The 18,347-nt window shown below is 56.3% G+C and carries 6 protein-coding genes and 2 pseudogenes; 6 read left to right on the forward strand and 2 right to left on the reverse strand.

Annotated elements, in window-relative coordinates; genetic code table 11:
• Positions 1 to 327: 327 nt before the first annotated feature.
• The 3 genes and pseudogenes from ACOZ32_RS00230 (at position 328) to ACOZ32_RS00240 (ending at position 9,182) form a co-directional block, all read left to right on the forward strand.
• Positions 328 to 6,915, forward strand: coding sequence for a sacsin N-terminal ATP-binding-like domain-containing protein (locus ACOZ32_RS00230; RefSeq protein ID WP_424334761.1), 6,588 nt, complete (start codon positions 328 to 330; stop codon positions 6,913 to 6,915).
• A 280-nt stretch (positions 6,916 to 7,195) separates the two neighbouring features.
• Positions 7,196 to 7,739, forward strand: a pseudogene (locus tag ACOZ32_RS00235) (DNA polymerase domain-containing protein); the annotation flags it as partial.
• 174 nt (positions 7,740 to 7,913) lie between these two features.
• Positions 7,914 to 9,182, forward strand: a complete 1,269-nt coding sequence (locus tag ACOZ32_RS00240) for an orc1/cdc6 family replication initiation protein (protein WP_074878724.1) — start codon at positions 7,914 to 7,916, stop codon at positions 9,180 to 9,182.
• 561 nt (positions 9,183 to 9,743) lie between these two features.
• On the opposite strand, the gene ACOZ32_RS00245 is transcribed toward ACOZ32_RS00240, so the two are convergent.
• Positions 9,744 to 10,067: a hypothetical protein gene (locus ACOZ32_RS00245; RefSeq protein WP_424334762.1), complete on the reverse strand. Its 324-nt coding sequence runs from the start codon at positions 10,065 to 10,067 to the stop codon at positions 9,744 to 9,746.
• A gap of 543 nt (positions 10,068 to 10,610) precedes the next feature.
• Between ACOZ32_RS00245 and ACOZ32_RS00250 the strand changes: the two genes are divergently transcribed.
• Positions 10,611 to 11,858, forward strand: a complete 1,248-nt coding sequence (locus ACOZ32_RS00250; RefSeq protein ID WP_285265656.1) for a Cdc6/Cdc18 family protein — start codon at positions 10,611 to 10,613, stop codon at positions 11,856 to 11,858.
• Between the two features lie 73 nt (positions 11,859 to 11,931).
• On the opposite strand, the pseudogene ACOZ32_RS00255 reads toward ACOZ32_RS00250, so the two are convergent.
• A pseudogene (locus ACOZ32_RS00255) lies at positions 11,932 to 12,267 on the reverse strand (PadR family transcriptional regulator); the annotation flags it as partial.
• Between the two features lie 2,157 nt (positions 12,268 to 14,424).
• On the opposite strand from ACOZ32_RS00255, the gene ACOZ32_RS00260 reads away from it, so the two are divergent.
• Positions 14,425 to 14,775 (forward strand): hypothetical protein, encoded by a 351-nt coding sequence (locus tag ACOZ32_RS00260; RefSeq protein WP_285253892.1) that lies wholly within the window; start codon positions 14,425 to 14,427, stop codon positions 14,773 to 14,775.
• Positions 14,776 to 17,573: 2,798 nt separating this feature from the next.
• Positions 17,574 to 18,209 carry a helix-turn-helix transcriptional regulator gene (locus ACOZ32_RS00265; RefSeq protein WP_424334763.1) on the forward strand — a complete coding sequence of 212 codons (636 nt, stop codon included), beginning with the start codon at positions 17,574 to 17,576 and terminating at the stop codon, positions 18,207 to 18,209.
• The last annotated feature ends 138 nt before the right edge of the window (positions 18,210 to 18,347 follow it).

Below are 18,347 nucleotides of genomic sequence, written 5' to 3' on the forward strand. Positions count from 1 at the left end.
GATTCAACGAAAGGAAATCAACGTTGTGATTCCTGATCTACGGGAGTGAAAGTTACTGTCTGGTTCAGCACTCCTCAGCTGGCGTTCGTCCGTTGAGAGCGTGATTCGGCTGCGTGGTTGTAGTGATGTCTGAACCGCGTAGCAACCGTCTCGCGCTGGATAGATATTGCCTGCCATGAAATCTACAGCATCAGTTAATATGACGACCGGGGCGAGAAGGACATCTACTGTGACCTCCTCGAAGAGCAGAGCCTCTCATTTAATGTTTTGAATAAGTATGGAGCTGGCCTCGTACAACAAGGCGTATCGACCCTGCCTTTTATTTAAATGGGGAAAGACCCCACAGGCTACAGGTTTAGAGTTTCAGTGAGTGGCTCAGGGTCCCCAAAGCAGACGGTCGGAGAATCATGTCGTACTGAACACCAAGATCTCCTCGGTGCGTTAACGAACGAAAGCCGGTGGAGCAAGGAGGCGGATCTTGGCGTCGGCAATCAAGTCGTTGCCTCCACGCACGAGAGTCGAACAGTTTTGGAACTCATCCAGAATGCGCGGGACGCGATTCGCGACGGACACGACGATGACGGACGAGTGGCTGTTATCGTCGGCCCAGAATCCTTACTCATCGCGAACACTGGTCGGCCGTTTGAACTCCACGATGATGATGTGTTCGAGGCGGTCACTGGACTCGGTCGATCGGAGAAACTCGATAACAGCGACTCGATCGGTGAGAAAGGGGTTGGTCTCAAATCGTTACTCCAGCTGAGTGAGCGGTTTTCCGTCCATTCGGTCGTCGATGACGATCAGCTCTCGGCACAGTTCTCTCGCTATCGCGCGGGCCAGATGCTGTTAGCAGGGTACGACCATTACCTCAAGACAAATCTCAGAAATGAACTCGATGTCGAGAGTTCCGTCATCGAGTCGTATCAGTCTATTCTCGACGAAATCCTAGATGAAGAAGCATGGTCGAGACTCCCATCAACGCCGGATATCGACACCATCGCTGAGCGGGAGTCGACCGAGGAGCAGGCACCGCCAGCGCCAAGCGAATTCCTCACCGATTTGCCTCGACTCTCTTTATTCCGGTACCCATTCCTCATCAGTACCGACCGCGAGGAGTCGGATGCAACAGGCCGGCTCGTTGACGCTCTCCTCAAGACAGGTCAATCCTCTTCATCAACCGCAACGCCGGACAATGAATGGCTCGAGGACCATGCCGACACTTACCAGACAGTCGTCCGGCTTGATTATGATGACCCGGAATGGACCGGGTTGCTCGATTCTGTTCAAAACGCACTCGCCGAAAGTGGTCGCGATATCGTCGACGCCTTTGAGACTAACCGGCGAAGCGCAAACGTTGGCGGACTGTCCAGCGACAAGACACCCCAAGCGCAATTCTGGGATGAGTGTACCGACCTCTCTGCGTCAACGCTGGTTCTCCTTGGAGAACTCGACGAAGTCGATTTCCTCAAACTCGAGGGCGACGACACCGAGGAAACCGGTTCTCTTGAGATTAGCGACCGCCGGGAGGTGACTATCGAGACCAACAGTGCCCACCAGTCTTCCATCGGCGACGATCCCGAACTCTCCCGAATTCCGCATACAGTCACGGAAGAAACGACCACTACTGCCGGCACGACCAGCCACGAGCGAGAGTTCCTTCGATACTCACAGACACTGACCCCAGAGGTCCATCAGTGGTTGACGGATGAGGACCGCGACATCGACGCCGAATCGGCAACGATAGATATCCTGCTGGAACAGCCGCGCCCCGAGGCAGCCGATTGGGAACCAACGCCAGAACCTCTCCACCTTTACTACCCGATTTCGGATGCTTCGACGCCGTTCCCGTTCGTAATTCATGCTCCCTTCGAGGTGAGTTTCGATCGCCAACATCTCGCGACTGCTGAAAAAAACCAGACGCTCCTCAAGGAGCTCCCGACGCTCATCGCGACCGTAAGCGAAGACCTCATCCAAAGCAACGAGGCAACTCACGCTCCACCGTCGGGATATCGATCGTGGATGCCGTGGCTTGTTGCCCCCGTCGACGTCGCCGAGACTGACGCCGAGACATCGCTCGCAAATGGAATCGCTGACACCCTCAGTCGACTCCAAGACACCGCGATCGTCCCGACTGACTCCCAGGAACCGTTGCAGCCGACGGCGACACTGCTCGACCCGACGCGGTTGGAAGCCTTCGAGGCATTGCGTGGGCGGGATGCCGCGCCGCCGATCCCTGCTACAGAAGTCATCGCGAATGGGAAAGCGTGGAAAGCCGACCTCCCCGAATCGGGGCCGAGTGACCAATCCCAGTTCAACGGGTTCCTTTCCCAGATCGGGTTGACCACGATTATCGAGACGATTGCAGCAGATGCATCGGAGGATGACCTCGTGACGGTCCTCTGTGACTTCTGGAAACGAGCCAGTACAACCACACCGGATGGTGGGTTCGATGCGTGGCATGTGACTGTCGAGCAGCCAACCCACGCAGAGCTGTACTTCGAGGCCATAGCGGAGGCGCTAGCCGGCCACGGCGCAGATGCGGATGACGACGATGAAAACGATGCAGAAGTCGATGCAGCGACCCGCCTCGGTAGACATGGTGTCCCCCTATTGCCGGCAGAGAAACACAAGGAAGGCACATCGACGACTGAATCGGAGGAGGCAACCGTAACCAGATTAGTTCGCGCGAGGCCTAGCGAGGGGCAATCCGATGATGGATCCCGCCAACGGAGTGAACGCATCGTCTTCCGCCGCCAGGAGCCCGGTGAGTCACAACAATCCATGGCGGAACTCCCCACTCCACCCCAACAATTACCGGTCTATATCATTCCGTATCAAAACGAGTGGGTCGGCCCGCTCAAGCGGCATAACCGACGCTGGGGAACCCGAGAGCTGGAAGGACAAGCAGCTTTCTATCGCCGTGTCGGCGCCGAAGCGGGTGGGTTCTCGGGCGGCGAAAATGGCGACCCAGACGTCGTCGGCTACCTAGCCGATCTATACAAGCAATCCACAGCCGGACAAACTGCCGAGTGGGTGACCCCCCAGCCGTTCCACAACAAGCAGTTCGACGACGTCGAGGAAGTCTTCGCGTATGATACACTCACCGGTACCCCAACGGACTACGATGCGTTTCTCGAGCGACGATACATGCAGACGATCCCGCTTCCGACCGACGACGGCAACCAACTCCCAGCCGAGCGACTGGTGTTCGGCCCCGAATGGGCGGAGAGATTCAGCGCCGTTGCGGATTCGCTCGCAAGTGAAAATGGCGTCGAGTATCCATTTTCCGGGACTGATGATGGTGAGGCCGAGCCGGCCGCGAAGTTCCGACGATGGGCCGCAGCAATCGAGTGCCGCCAGGACTTCGAACCCACGGACACCCCAACCCTCGCGCCGCCCAGTGACGAGCAGTGGGAGGCCATCCATGCACAGATGGACCTCTCAGAGGCAGAACGCAAGCGGTGGGAACTCTACTTCTTGTTGCATCTGGGCGTCCAGGTCGGCCCCCACATCGATTGGGGATGGCTCTTCCCTGGCCGAGGCACCGACGACCGTCGTACGGGCGCGCTATCACTCTCGGAAGTGCAGTCCCTCGCGGATGCCGATCCCGAGTTCGAAGCCAATCCACCGATTTCCCCACCCGAAGACCTGCTGGAGCGGTACCAAACGATTAGTTGGCGCTCAGAACACCATCCAGCGTTCAGTGCCGGCCACTCGGGTAGCTGTCAAAAAGATTGGTTAGACTGCGATATTGAGGAGTGGGAGTACAACAAGGACTTGGCGATCCCAACGTGGTGGCATCTCACGGAACTCAATCCAGACGCTGACCGGGGTCATCGGGAGGCAGTTCGGGATGCGACGGCGCTTATCTGGCCAGAACTCACGGCGACCATCACAGACACTGCTTGGTACTGTGACGGTACGCATTACAGTCACCAACCGAATACACACGACGCCACGATTCCAGCGCTCGGGGTCGTCCAACTACAGGATGCGGCACTCTGGCCGGTCACGGAACCAGATACAGATGACGATCCTGCGGAACCGCCCGGTGGGTTGATGCCAGAGGACCTCCACACAGCAAGGCCACTGATCACCGCCGATGAGCAACGCGGTGCGGCCAGCTATCTGCCACGACTCGATCTCGACGAAATTATCGCAAGCATCGAGTCGCGGTTCGATTCGGATGGAGAACTGCCGAACGTCGACATTGCATCGCTGCCGACAATGCTTGGTGCACGGCCGCTTGATGGACTAACCCCGGCCCAAGCGGCCGATCGACTCAACGAGTTCTTAACCAGCCGTGCGGTTGCCGATACACATCGCACATACGACCACCAAGCGCTTTCGGCGATGGAATCCACATGGGATTCCCAGTCGAATACAGTGCCCACCTATGGATTGTTACGGCGGCTCACGGCGACCTCGCAAGTCAGTCGAAAACTCACTGATGAGGAACCCAAGCGCCAGTGGATTCGTCGAGATATCTGGCATACTGGCGTTCGACTCCCGGTCCGATGGGCCGACGACTCGCTCATCCTCCACGTTGAGGAGGACATCCCACAAGTCGAGGAGCCTGAGCTACGAATCTACACGCAGCAAATCCCACAGCATGCACGCGAGCAGTTCGCCAATGACGAGTCCATTGCGATCGTCGAACGGCCCAGTCGAGAGGCACGAGCCATTGCATACCTGCTCGGGGGTGCCCCCGATGGGCCAATACCTCCGTTTGGAATTCAAACAGAGACGGAACAACCGGACCTCGGAGTTCCCGAAGACGAGTCCGAGCCAACAGCGCAAGAACAAGATGCGATAGAGGATCTCAAATCCACACTGAAGCCCCGGATAATCTATCTGCTAGCCGCATACGATGCAGATGTATCTGAGCCCGACCATAGATCGGTCTACAACCAGCTTAATGCGATCATCAACAATCCAATCGGGATTATCGAGAACCCAGAAGGTACGAGTTCGAGACGATCAACGCAGTGGTCACCGCCAACCACTGCTGAGGAAAAGCCTAATCAGATCGCTATCTATCGGAGCGCAATCGACGAGCACAGTGACGATTCGACAGAGATCCCGCTATACCTCGTAGCAGATGGCCTTGCCCAAGTTATCGACCAATATTCGCTTAGGGATGTCTTCGAGAACATCCTCATCAAGCCAGATTACGCACTTGATTACGATTACGCCGAACAGAAAGAGAATGTCCGCAAAGAACTCTCTGAGCTCCGAGAACAGCGATTCAAGCTGGTTCAAGCGGCACTAAGAACACTGCTTTCGAACATCGACGAGACGGCAAGCCCACCGGAGTTGCATATCGATCCGGACGACGATGTCGAACCCACGTTGGAGAAAATGGCGAACGCACCGAACGAGACGGAGGACACTGTCGTCAATGCGTGGGTGGAGGCATTCACGACTGCGGGGCTTGCCGAACCGGTCACCCGGCATTGTATTGCGGCCGCAGCGACGGAGGAGTTCTACGCACGACTCCAATATATTGCTACAGCACTCCAGAACGCCTCAGAGCTTCATCACGATGACTTAAGAGGCCACCAAGTTTGGGATGAACTCGATTCGTGGCCGACCGACAGCGACGTCGAGCCCCTCCGAAAGTACCTCACTGCCGTCGCCAAAATTGACGCCTTCTGGGCGACGTACACAGATAGCGAATCAGATGTAGAAACCGCCTTCGCCCTGGCCGTCGAAACAGCTGCCAACCCAACAGCGCCACCGGCGCCACTGACACCAGTCATAGAGGGCATTCCCGCAGGCGACCGCGTGGCGACAGCGCTCAGGGACCGCTTGCTGATCGAACTCCCAAAACAAAGTGACGGGCCCATTCCCGAGTCCATTATAACGACCGTCGCCGAGTGGCACGCAACCCGCCACGAAACGTTCGCCGCCTCACTAAGTGAGGACGATGACACCAGCAAGCTCCTCAAGGCGTTCACAACGGCGCTCGAGAACCCCACCGAGTCGCTCGCGACTGTTATTGACGCACTGAACGGGTATCGTGAGGACACTGGTGGCGGTGGCGGCACTACGAGCCACGCCAAGCGACGGGAGCTCACCATGCAGTGGGTGTCAGCGTCGGATGCCGAGCTGGATGACGCGGTTAACTCATCTCTCACACTGGAGGATGCACCTGAAGATGGGGGCGCTCCCAGTATTGGATCGACTTCATCTAGCACCCCGACATCAAATGCAGAGATTGCTGATGACCGAGGGCGTGAAGCCGAACTGCTGTGTCTGGCGCGTACGTGGAACCAGTTCCGGACGCAAGACCAATCAACACGAGAGCGAATCCTCAAGGAACTCACTCGATGGCGGAGCGCCGATATCTGGCGAATGAAACCGGTTGAAGCCATCGCCGATATCGAGGCAGATGAGCCAGCAATCGTGGGCGAACGGCCGGAAGTGGTCCTTCGACAGGCAACAATCCCAGATGAATCAGCGTATCGGACTGCATTCCGCCTGTTGTTCGACGTCTCTGACGAGCGTGGGCCCGGATTCGATTATATCGACCCTTTCGCCGGCATGGACGAAAAAGCGAACTCTGACTGGCGTCCGGAACATATGAGACGGGTCGAAGTCAAGGCCGTTACACCGGATCGAGCGACTAATGGCCGCGTCAAATTGACCGGAAACGAATTCCGGATGGCCCGCCGGCGAGGTCCCGAACCATTGGCGGGTGAGTTACCGAAGCAAATCCGTGAATCAACAGACCGCTACCTGCTCCGCTTAGTGAGTCTCCCGCGTGCGTGGCGCAGTAACAGTGCGAATGGCATCACAGTTAGAGACATTCAGGACTTCATTGACTACGGGAAATTTGAAGAGGATGATGAACCCCTCTGGGAGAAGCTGCGGGGTGGAGAGTTCTACGTGAGCTTTGGATCTGGGGACTGACATCCCCCTCGATACATTCGGCGACTCGTCTACAATCCAACCCCTCACCCACACCACTACACGTTCGGCGCTATCGACAGAGTTCCTTTCTCAGCCGCCATTCACTCAATAGATCGAGTTCGTGCGTGTCTGTCAAAGGTGACTCAAGACATCCTCCTGGAAGCAGACGGATTCAGCCGAGATTTGGAATACACGGTCGTCGACCAACTACCCCACATACTCGCTGAGCAGGGTAATTAAGGAACTGATAGGTCGTGTTTTGTTGAGCGTGAAAGTGTACCAGTACTTTGGAAAGGTCGCCGCGACAACGACTTCAAGATCAGAGGCATCGAAGTCTGGCAGCGCTCAACCCCACCCTTCGTCAAGGACGTCCAGCGAGACTGTCTTGACCGGCTCGATGCCACGCGGTCACCGGACGCGGTGCTCGGACGGCTGGAACGAGCAATCGACGAACTGCAGGCGGGCAACGTAGCAGTAGAGCGGCTCGTCGAGCGAACCGTGTCTCGAAGCCGTTGGAAGGCTACTCACAGAATACCCAGAACGTGGCCGCCTTGAAGCGAGCGCGCGAGCAGGAACTGGCAGTCCAGCCGGGCCAGGATATCGAGTACGTAGTCGTCGACGACGAGAAATCCTCGCGAGATCGGGTCGCCCTCGCCCACGAGGAGATCGAGACCTACGACGCCTCGTACTACGAGACGCAGCTGGTCAGAGCCGTCGAGAGCGTGTCTTCACCGCTCGGGTGGGGTCGGACAGACATTCGACGGAGACTCGCACAGACACGAGAGCTGGAGCTGACGGAGTTTACAGCAGCCCGGAACGGATGAGTAGTCTCAAATCTCTTCTGAGGTGAGCAAAATCACAAGTGGGCGACGAGGTCGATCCCATTCACACTCCGGGGGGTCCTGCTCTCTGGAACACCCCCCAGAGTGTGAATGGAGGCAAATCAATCACACCGAGGGTGGACAACCTATATGTGAATGGGGCGAATTGGTCCGCTCATGCCAAACAACGATTCCACACAAACCACCGTCGACGAGATATTAAATGTCGACGAGGGGGATAGCGAAGATGAATCGGATATTTTTGAGAAACCGTGGTTGCTCGAGATCGATAACGTTCCTGACGCCAATCGAATTGTCGGACGAGACGACCATATCACGTTCTTGGCCAAGAATCTCCGAAAAATGCGGACAAATAGCGTCCCGGATAACGTCCTGGAGTGGGGCGAAACCGGGACGGGGAAGACACTAGTTGCAAGACACGTCTGCGAGCGGCTTGAAGCAGCAACTGCAGGAACGGACTCCCCCATCGTTACTGCCTACATTAACCCAGACCCCATCTCTACGTATACCTCCACCTTCCGAAAGATTGCAGAGCAGGTGAACGCGAAAGCAGAGAATCCGCTTGATGTCCCCTATCAGGGCCTCTCAGCCGAGCATTATCGGGATCAGAAATTGTGGCCCGTTGTTCAGCGGGAGTTTTCTGGCGGTCTTGTCGTCATTATCGATGAAATCGACAAGCACGGAGAAGTGAATGAAGTCCTCTACACGCTATCACGGTCACAATCAAAAGACGACGTTGACTTCCCAGTCCTTACAATCGGGATTTCGAACGACATCGAATTCAAAGGAGAAATCGAGTCACGGGTTCAATCGACTCTCCAGCCAGAACACCGAACGTTCACACCGTACGAAGAAGACCAGCTCATTGCAATCCTCGAAAATCGACGGGACGCATTTTACGACGGTGTCCTCGATGACGAGGTGATTCCAACCACGGCTGAACTCGCAGCTGAAGAACACGGTGACGCTCGACGGGCAGTCCGATTGTTCCGGAATGCGGGCGAGATCGCCGACGAAGAAGGCGACGATATCGTGACCGCGAATCACGTTCTCGAAGCTGACGAACTCGTCGAAGTTGAACTCTTTATGGAGATGGTGAAAGGGACTCCGTTGTCCGGGAAATTACTCCTGTTTGCTCTCACGCGTCTTGACCGGAATAACCCGGAAAAAGAATGGTTCCGGACGTCAGAGATTCACGAGGTTTACCAAACAGTAGCACGGGACGTCGAAGTAGAGCCCAAGGGGTACAATCGTGCGCTTGAGCTTCTGAACAAGCACGTGACGACAGGAGTTCTCGAATCGAAAAAGAAGGAAGGCGGAGATCAGGGGAAGTTCAGGTCGTATTCCCTCCAAGGAGATGTTGAGAGTACGCGAACTGGACTGATCAACTCAACGCCGGAACTCCAGACGTTGATGGGATGGTGACACCCCCACCCCTCGGTGTGAATGGTCCCCCATAGGATACGACGGTTGTAGAGATAGAGCGGCAGTCGGGGAAGCAGGCTCGTTCGTCTGAAGAACCTAGTACGGCACGGAGAGCGGCTTACACGTTCTGCCACGGTAGCTGACCCAAACCGCTACTGCACCGCACCGCAGTTGTAGTTATCTTTATTATACTACAGTCTAAACAGTCCTCCGAGTAGATGTATTCTGAAAGGCGAGGCCTTATGCCGAAGCCGAAGGTTCGCCACTGAGGCGAGAACCCTCCCTACGGCGTGAGGACTTTTGCTGTTAATGCCTTCTTAATCGCGGTACCCTGGGTGGTGGACCATTCACACTGAGGGGTGTGGGGGTAAACGAGGCGTAATCTATCCGCGTGTTGCTCTGTCTTCTCTCGGCGTGAAGTCTCGTTAGAGATCGGCGGTTGGTAGCCCATTCACACCGAGGGGTGTCGGGTAAACCGATCCCATTCACACTCTGGGGGTGTGTCATCTGCTACGCTCCGAATCACGTTGAAACGAACATCAGGATACAGTTCCATCTCGTCTACTCGTCGGGATTCACCGGCCCGTTGTACTTCGACGTCACCGAATCGCCTTCCCGCCACTGCCAGTAGTAGTAGCGGTTGTCGTTGATCTCCTTGATCGTGATCGTCGCTTTCGCCGGCACGTCGTCTGGGAGGTCATCGGGGCGCTCCTCGACGTCGGCGTCGTCCGCTTCCTCCTCGAGACGAGCTTCACGCTCCTTGTGTTCGGCCAACGCCTCGGCGTAGCTGGCAGCGTCCCGAAGATGCTCCGGTGTGGCTTCATTGAGGGCGTCGACGATCTCCGTCGGGAGGTTCGCCGGTGGGGTCGGGGGTTCGTCGGACATCGACTCTCTCCGTGTTAACCAACACGACCCACGAATCCATAGTTTTGTTGGTTAAGACGATGGGCTCTTATGTAGAAACACGGAAAAAGGCCGTCTACGTGTAGTGGCTTCACACTGCACGACTTAGTTAGCGTTCAAATCGCCAGAAGATAGCAGAATTAATTCCGGTTAAATCGTCTTTCCACAGCTGTACGGAACAACCAACGCGTTAACTGCTTTGTTCCAGTACGGATGCGATGACGAGTTACTCAGGGTTGTTGTGTAGGCCCCACACCCCAGATTTCCGGAGTTAGCAGAGACATTAATGTGCCATCCTATACGAACGCTACAGTACCAACTTAGATGTCGTATCTATTCGGTTATACCTGCAATACGGTTTTGGTTATACATAACATATCATAAACCTACCGGTGATTCCAGCTCTTTCTCAGATACTCTCTACCGCGATAACTCCGGAAATCTGGGGTGAGTATGTAGCATCTCCGGAAACAGCGGAAACGTCGATCCCATAGGTTTACAGGATCCCGAAATAACCTAGTACACATGTCCGACCGGCTCTTCGAACGGGGAAACACCCCATTTGCAGACCGCGACGCCCTATCTGACCACTATACCCCAGACGACCTCGTCGGCCGAGACGCCGAAATTAAGCAATACACGAATTATCTCGAACCCGCTGTCTGGGGCGAAGACCCAAACAACATCTTTGTCTACGGGAAAACCGGCGTTGGCAAAACCGCCACTACGCGATACCTCCTCGATAACCTCGAACGTGATACCGCCGAATACGATGACACCAATATTTCCAGTCTTCACATCAACTGTGACGGCCTCTCAACGTCCTATCGTGTCGCCATCACAATCACCAACGAGCTCCGGGAACCCCACAACCAGATCTCTGAATCCGGTCACTCCACGAGTGAAGTCTACAACCGTATGTGGGAAGCTATTGACAACCTCGCCTATGACCCCGACAAACCCGACCGCACAAACATCGTCCTTCTTGTTCTCGACGAAGTCGACCACACAGAAACCGGCGAAGACTCGATCCTCTACCAACTCTCTCGCGCCGGAGAAAACAATACACTTGAGCACGCCCGTATCGGCGTCATCGGCATCAGCAATGATCTTACATTCGCCAGTAGCCTCTCGCCGAAAGTCGAATCTAGCCTCTGCCAGAAGAAACTCTTCTTCGATACCTACGACGCAAATGAACTCCAAGAGGTCCTCCGACAACGCGCTGAAATCGCCTTCAAGGACGACGCACTCCGTGACGGCGTCATCCCGCACTGTGCGGCATACGGCCGCCGGCAGTCCGGGGACGCCCGCGAAGCACTTGACTTGCTCCGAGCCGCAGGCGATATAGCACGCAACGAAGGGCTCGAAACCGTTCGCGAAGAACACGTTGAACAGGGTATTGATCGCGTCCAGCGGGAAGAGGTTATTGAGGGAATCCGGACGCTCCACGAACACAGCCAGTACTGCATATACGCACTTGCGACGCTAGAAGCAGAGGGGGCGACACCATCTCGTACGCGTGGTGTCTATGAGCGGTATGAACTCGTTTGCCAGCTTGCTGGTGTTGACTCCCTTACCAGCCGCCGTGTTCGTGATTTTCTCCGCGAGCTATCGATGCTTGGCGCAGTTGAGACCCACGACCAAAACAAGGGGAAAGGTGGCGGCCAATTCTATGAATTCGAACTCGCCCATCCTTTGGAAACGATGGTGACCGCTCTTGATGATATGATCGAAGATGTTGGGATGCACTCTTCTATTGAAGAGTACACCTAATCCTGCACCCCACGTTTCCGGAGAAAGTTCTGGGATAGTATCCGTCTAACTCCGGAAATATGGGGTGGTACAGTCAAGCTTCTTCGGGACGGAGAGCGTTCTCGTATTTGACCATCTTCTCGGGCTTGTTGGAGATGGTGTCGTAGATCTGCTGGAGTGTCTCCTCTGCGGCGAGGGGGTTGTGGTCGTTGAGGAATGCCCGTCCCTTCTCGGTGAGTCCGTAGAACTTCCAGAGGTAGCCCTGCCGGCGCCGGTCATCGTCCAGGACGACTTCTTTGACGATGCCGACGTCGATGAGTTTCTGGATGTGCTTGTAGACGGTCGCGTCGCTCACGCTGGAGTTGTGCTCCTCGAGCTCGTACATCGAGGGGAGCTGCTTGGGATGCTGGAGGATGTTGTTGATGAGGGAATTGAGGCACCAGTTCTAGGGTGTGTTAACCAACAGAATCGCGCTTTTACGCCTATATTGTTGGTTAATATTCGAAACGGTGATCGCGGTCGGATTGGTCCACATCTGCCGCGGGGAAGTCCAGCTGGTGATTTCCTAGGGTGAGAGAATTCTATGGTTCAGTGGGAAATGGTGAAGCGGTGTATCGCCGGTGGTCCTCCACGGGGATGGAGGGCGAAGGGTGGTGACAGGTAATCTGGCGGCAGCGGTCTCAATTCTGGCGCCAACTCGGCGATACACACGGTAGTGACCACTCTCGTTATGTGTATTCTCTGAATACTCTAATATTTTCCACAGCCATCCCCACTCGCCTTCGCTATCCCCGATGGGGCTACTCGCGGCAATTTTCGGCACCTACAGCACCCGAACCATCCGAACCGACCCCCGTGAATCGCCCCCGGAGACAAGCCCCTCGACACTCAGCTTCCGCCGCCCGTAGACCATGTAACTGACGTGAGTTTCACTCAGGCGCAACGACGTCCTCGCAGCTGGGGCACTCCGCCCAAAGACCGTTCTCGCCGTCGCTTGTCTCGTATTCAACGAGCAACCACGCTTGGGTAATTTGGTCGCCACAGTCCGGACATCGACCAAGCACTGGCGTGTTTGTGGTCATGGAACGGGGTGGGCGGAGCGTGTGACTCGTCCGTCCATCTCGATGTTTGATTGCGTATCCCTAATGGTTGCGACTGTTCCAGCGGCTAGCAGACCGAATTATGGGCGATTACGTGCGGCCAATACGTCTACATACCTTCCTTTGAATTGCCTATGGACGATGGGGTTCGGACACTCCTCGCTCGCCTCCGTGCAATCAACAACGCTGACAGCATCGTTGAGTGCCGGCACTGCGGGACGACTGTCACGCCCGAGACCGATGAGTGTCCAGCGTGCGGCAGGCGTGCGTTTGCTCAGTATGACATCTCGTAGGATGTGCGCTGTGTATGGAGTCGATTCGGTGAAACGCATCCCCTGCAGACGATTCCACCGAGGCGGGGAAGGACCAATCGGGATGCGTTATCGGACGATGAGAACATGCGCAAGCAACCGGTTTTGATGTAGTAATTCGTTTTTAGAGCGCCTGTATCTCGATTAAACGATGTTTTAGGTGTATTTTGCGAGCCTTTATCTGATGGTGGCATTCAATATCGAATAAGTAAGCCCCGGTAGCATGGAGAAGCCATCTGTCGCATGCGGCAGGTGGAAGATATCAAAGGTTGTAACCCATGTAGGTCGCCTAACAAGCGATCAGGCCGTCATCGTGGTTCGGACTGTCCGCTCTACTGGGGAGCGGACGCCCGAATTCCGATCGGCTGCCAACGGAATCTGGAGTACATGGTTCACTCGGGATCGCCAACTGCGAGGCTCCGAGGTGGATGCCGGCGGAGAAATTCCGTCGATAGTGAGCAACACTGGAGCTACCACCCCAGCCGTGAGACTGCCGATTTCTATCGTTTTTCTGGCAACGGGAGGAATTTAGAATGGGTGTTTGGTCTGCTATAGTAATCACAGTCAGCAGTGAAGGGCTTGGATAAGAGCTGATGTCCGTAATGAAATCGTTTAGAGAGATTGAGAAGGGTCGGTTCGAGACGGGAAGTTTGTAACTCCCGAGTGGGGTGAGGTGGGATTGAAAAGGGATGTGACGGCCACGACCCAGCACGGTGTTGTCCTGGCGTGGTCGCCCCATCACCTCCCGCCTCTGAATCACATGCAATATCTTCCCCAGTGGCAACACACCGCCACCAAGTTGTATCAACTCCTGACCCAGCCCGTACTGTTTCGAGGGCCACGATGACGCGGCGGACGCGTCCCGAACAGGGACAGACTACGCGCGAAGCACTCGAGATGCACCTCGCACAAGCACTCACTCGCTGTGAGTCAGCCGTCGTCCGTGCGCATCTGGAGGCCGCATTGCGGCAGTGTCGTGACCTCCCGCCGACGCCGCTCGTCGAGTGCCCGGTCTGTGGACGAGTCGGATTGCCAGAGCGAATCCAAGCACACGACTGCTCAGGGACCACTCGAGATTAATAACGACAATAGTAGACACTTATTGATGAAATCTCGGATTCACTCAGTGACGAGGGGTTCGGTGTTTTCCACGGGCGGGAGAACGGCCAGCTCGCATTGAACTCGACGGTGTCCAAGCAGTACTTCAAGGGGAAGGAGGCTGTCATCCTGGCGTACAACGAGGACGACAACGAGATCGCAATCATCCCGCTGGACGAAGACTACGACCGGACGAACGTCTACTCGCTCCAGTGGGACGATGACCGCGGCTCCATGTCAGTAAGCGGGTTCCTCAAGCAGAACAACATCAAGCCAGACCAGACGATTCGGTATCCACCGGAGTGGGACGAAGACATCGGCAGCGAACAGGTTCCAGGTGCGCTCGTCATTGACCTCGACCAAGAGGGTGAGGTCTCTCCGACAGCGAACGACGGGGCGGACGAGGAAGCTGACGGAGCGGAAGCGTAACCAGAGTCGTTGCACTGGCTCCACAGTTCGGCCAGCATCTGCTCGAACTCCGTGGACGCGAAGCTCAACGACACTCCACAGCAGGCATTCTTTTCGGACACACCAGGATCTCGGGTGCCGGTAGCCACCGCACCGCCATAGCTGTCAACCCGGCCTCGATACGCGACCGCTGGTTCCTCCCACCCCCGGCGTTTTCGCAATCTTCGCAGAATCTACCCGTGATTCGCTCGCAGTCTTCGCAGATTATGTTCGTAACGGTTGGGAAACGCCTCCGCGTCGGCATACACACGACAAACCTCGGGGGTCGCGTCGATACCACGTAACTGCTGGTGCGATCCCCGAGTGAGCATGAGACTGAACCAGTACCAGCCGTCGCTCAAGCTCCAAACCTCCCGAATAACACCACCAGTATCACTATTCTTATACTACCGGCGGCGAGAACAGACTCTAATTACCAGACGGCAGCCGAATCATCGGAACGCCTCATTAGATGTGTAATTACCGGACGCACCCCCAGTTTGGATGGTCTCTCATTACACTCGAAGCCCGATCGGTGACTGCCCCGAGCCAAGCCGTAATTACAGGACGGCGTCCGATTTGCGTCCGTTCCTCATCAAACCGCTAATTACACGACGGGATGCGGATTACGGGGGTTCGTGATTACCGAGATTTTCGGCGTTAACCCGCGACGACAACAGCTGTAATTACAGGACGGCGGTAGGATTGGCACACCCACTCATTACATGGCTAATTACGGGACGGCAGCGGGGTTCGAGGTGGTCGTAATAACCCATCAACCAGCGGCTCAGAACACCCCTAATTACCAGACGGCAAGCGAATCCGACCCACCCATATTATCTTATGCGTTTGAGCCTACATTTCCACTAATTACGGTACGGCGGTAGGATTAACGGGGGAAGTCATAACTCTGAAGGGGTCGAAATCGGGCGTCGATGTTCAGCCACGCTCTCAGATTGCTCCATAGGGCCTATACAGTCCTCTCGTTCCCTTGTCGATGACCAGCCGAAATTACACAATTAGGGTTCAGGGGAGTTGAAGTTCCAGTGGGTAGTCGCGTGGCGGATGATTCAGGCAGAGCCGAGGTGTAGGCGGGGGTGAGGGGTGGAGTGGGAGCGGAGGCGATGGAGGTACTACCAGATTGTTGATAGTGGAGGGAACCCTGGGGGAGCGCATGGGTGGAGGCGGGGTAGAGGCGCGGCGAGGCAGGGGGAGACTGGAGGCGTCGACGGCGACGTGGTCTGGACGGGCTCGGGTGAGGGGGACTGGCGAGGGGCTGAGTTGAGAAGACAGCGAGGAGCGAGGAGGCGGCTGGCGGCTTCGGTGGACGACGTCTGGTGAGCGCAGCGGCGGGGGAGATCGTCTGGTGAGGGGTGGGGCTACGGGAGTCGTCTGACGAGGACCGAACAGCGAGGGTGGATGGCTGGCGAGCGAGTCGGCGAGGTCGTGGGTCGGTCGTGGCTCGGCATGGGCGGGGGGCTGGTTGGGGTCGCGCGGCGGCAGCGATTCGGGGAGTGGTCTGGACTCGGCAGGATGGGGAGTCAACATCGCGGCGAACGGCGACGGAGAACAGCTGGGGTTCGGGGCGACGAGAGAGGGGGCGACGGCGACAGCATATGCCGGGGGCGACGTCGCGTAGCGAGAGGGAGGGGGCGGTGTCTCGAGAGACGATGGGTTCTGGGGCGGGGCGAGAACAGCGGAAGCACTGGGGTCCGGGGGCGGCGGCGACAGCGACAGCGACGACGTCGGCGTCGACGACGAGGGCGATGGCGAGGAGCAGGAGCGAGGGTGGGGGATTGGGCGGGAGCGAGAGCGACGACGACAACGACGGCGACGGAGACGGCAGCGGTTGGTGGTGGGGCGGGGAGCGGAGGACGGCAACGACGGCGACAGCAGACAGCGACAGCAGGAGGGACAGCTCTCGACGGGCGACGGCACTAGACGTCGGCGCGGCGGACCCCTTCTCTGACTCGGGAGAAGGGGAGCGAGAAGGATAGTGGGTGGGGGTTGGTGTAGAGAGCGGAGGGATAGTCTCCCCGCGTTGCCGTGGGCGGGCTGATCAGGGCGGAGCCGAGGAGTCGGACAGGACGGGGCCAGGAGACGGGCGCGGCGGCGGGGAGTAGCCGGGGTCGACAAACAACAACTGGAACAAGACTGGGTCGGCAGACAAAATGAGGGAGCCTCGACTCAGCGAACGGGATTGTCAACCCAGGTCCCACGGCCAAGTCAGGCACGTGGCTAATACGTGTGGCCTCGGCTCAGGCGCTTTTGCTCGCCGGGGACACTGATTTGGATGGTCTGTGTTCTCCATATCGTTTACAACGCTCTGCGGACCGAGACAACAGCAAGGCCTCGGTCCAATGTGATGATTACAGGGGGCCGAATCGGGGGACGCTCGTGATGACTTTGACGATATTCCGGTACGACTCTGTAGAGGCGTTAGACGTCTATCGTGGTTGTCCTGGTCTCTGAGTTGGTGCGACTGAAGAGTGGACAGACGAAATCTGTGATCCTCGTTCAACCAGCAGTCCCTCATCGGAGTTTTCAGTGGTATCAGAGATCACGGGTTCATGGCTAGCGCGCCCAGCCTCGGTTGAGTGGAAGTCACGGTCACGGTAGTTCTGTCTATTGGTGAATCATTCAGAGAAATGCGGATTAACGTTGAATTGTGGGCTCCTATAACCCTCTACCTCCCTTTCTAACTACCTATTAGATGCGACTCTCGGACCGCAATATCTAATAACTAATTAGTCATTAGTTCATAGTGAGGACGTTATCGTATGGACTTGAATGAGACAGACCAGCTGATTTTAGCGAAGCTCAGAGAGGGCAGGTGTACCCCGCGGTATTTAGCAGATGAACTCACCCGAAACAAATCGTATGTAAGTCAGCGGTTACGGCATCTCCAAGATGAAGGATACGTTGATCGCGTCCATCGAGGATTGTACCGACTTACCGCTGTTGACCCATCTCACGTTTCCGCCGATGAGCTAGTAGAATCGTGTGAGCCAGAGGAGTTAGTTTCCCCGTGTGAAGATTCCAGTCAATACGATTCCACAGCGAATGAAGTCCCGTCTGAGATATCCTCACTACGTATCGAATTCGGCACTGACGATATTGCGAGCGTGGCCTCACGTGTCTGTCAATCCGGGACGGACGAAGAGCAACTGGCCCTGGAGTCACTCATTCACGATATCCTGTGGGTACTCATTCAAGATGGGGAGCTACCGGGGAAGGCCCTTCGGACCAAAATAAAGCAGCTGAACGATCTCGACGTCGTTGATTTCAGGGATATCCACCAGTACAAGGTTGCAATCACGAACAGACTCACAGACCACCCTCAGATTAGCGTGCGACGTAATTCACGATCGAGAGACGTGGTCTATACTGGCGAATCACCTGTGGTCCGTTTGTAACGTCTTTGGTGCTGTGAGCGACGCGGTTTCTCGCCGGACAGGATGTTGACTGTCAGGAAGGTTTCGAATTAATAGTCATAGTGGCATGATTCAAATCGTAATGGGATGAGTCGAGTCTGTATTGGGTATTTGGTATTG

Origin of the sequence: Halobacterium sp. MBLA0001, assembly GCF_049705385.1 — an archaeon.
GTDB classification, from domain to species: domain Archaea; phylum Halobacteriota; class Halobacteria; order Halobacteriales; family Halobacteriaceae; genus Halobacterium; species Halobacterium salinarum.

Excerpts from the sequence above, each read along its gene's own strand:
- ACOZ32_RS00250 (WP_285265656.1), top strand. The coding sequence starts at position 10,611 with ATGTCCGACCGGCTCTTCGAACGGGGAAACACCCCATTTGCAGACCGC.
- ACOZ32_RS00265 (WP_424334763.1), top strand. The coding sequence starts at position 17,574 with ATGGACTTGAATGAGACAGACCAGCTGATTTTAGCGAAGCTCAGAGAG.
- ACOZ32_RS00240 (WP_074878724.1), top strand. The coding sequence starts at position 7,914 with ATGCCAAACAACGATTCCACACAAACCACCGTCGACGAGATATTAAAT.
- ACOZ32_RS00230 (WP_424334761.1), top strand. The coding sequence starts at position 328 with ATGGGGAAAGACCCCACAGGCTACAGGTTTAGAGTTTCAGTGAGTGGC.
- ACOZ32_RS00245 (WP_424334762.1), bottom strand. The coding sequence starts at position 10,067 with ATGTCCGACGAACCCCCGACCCCACCGGCGAACCTCCCGACGGAGATC.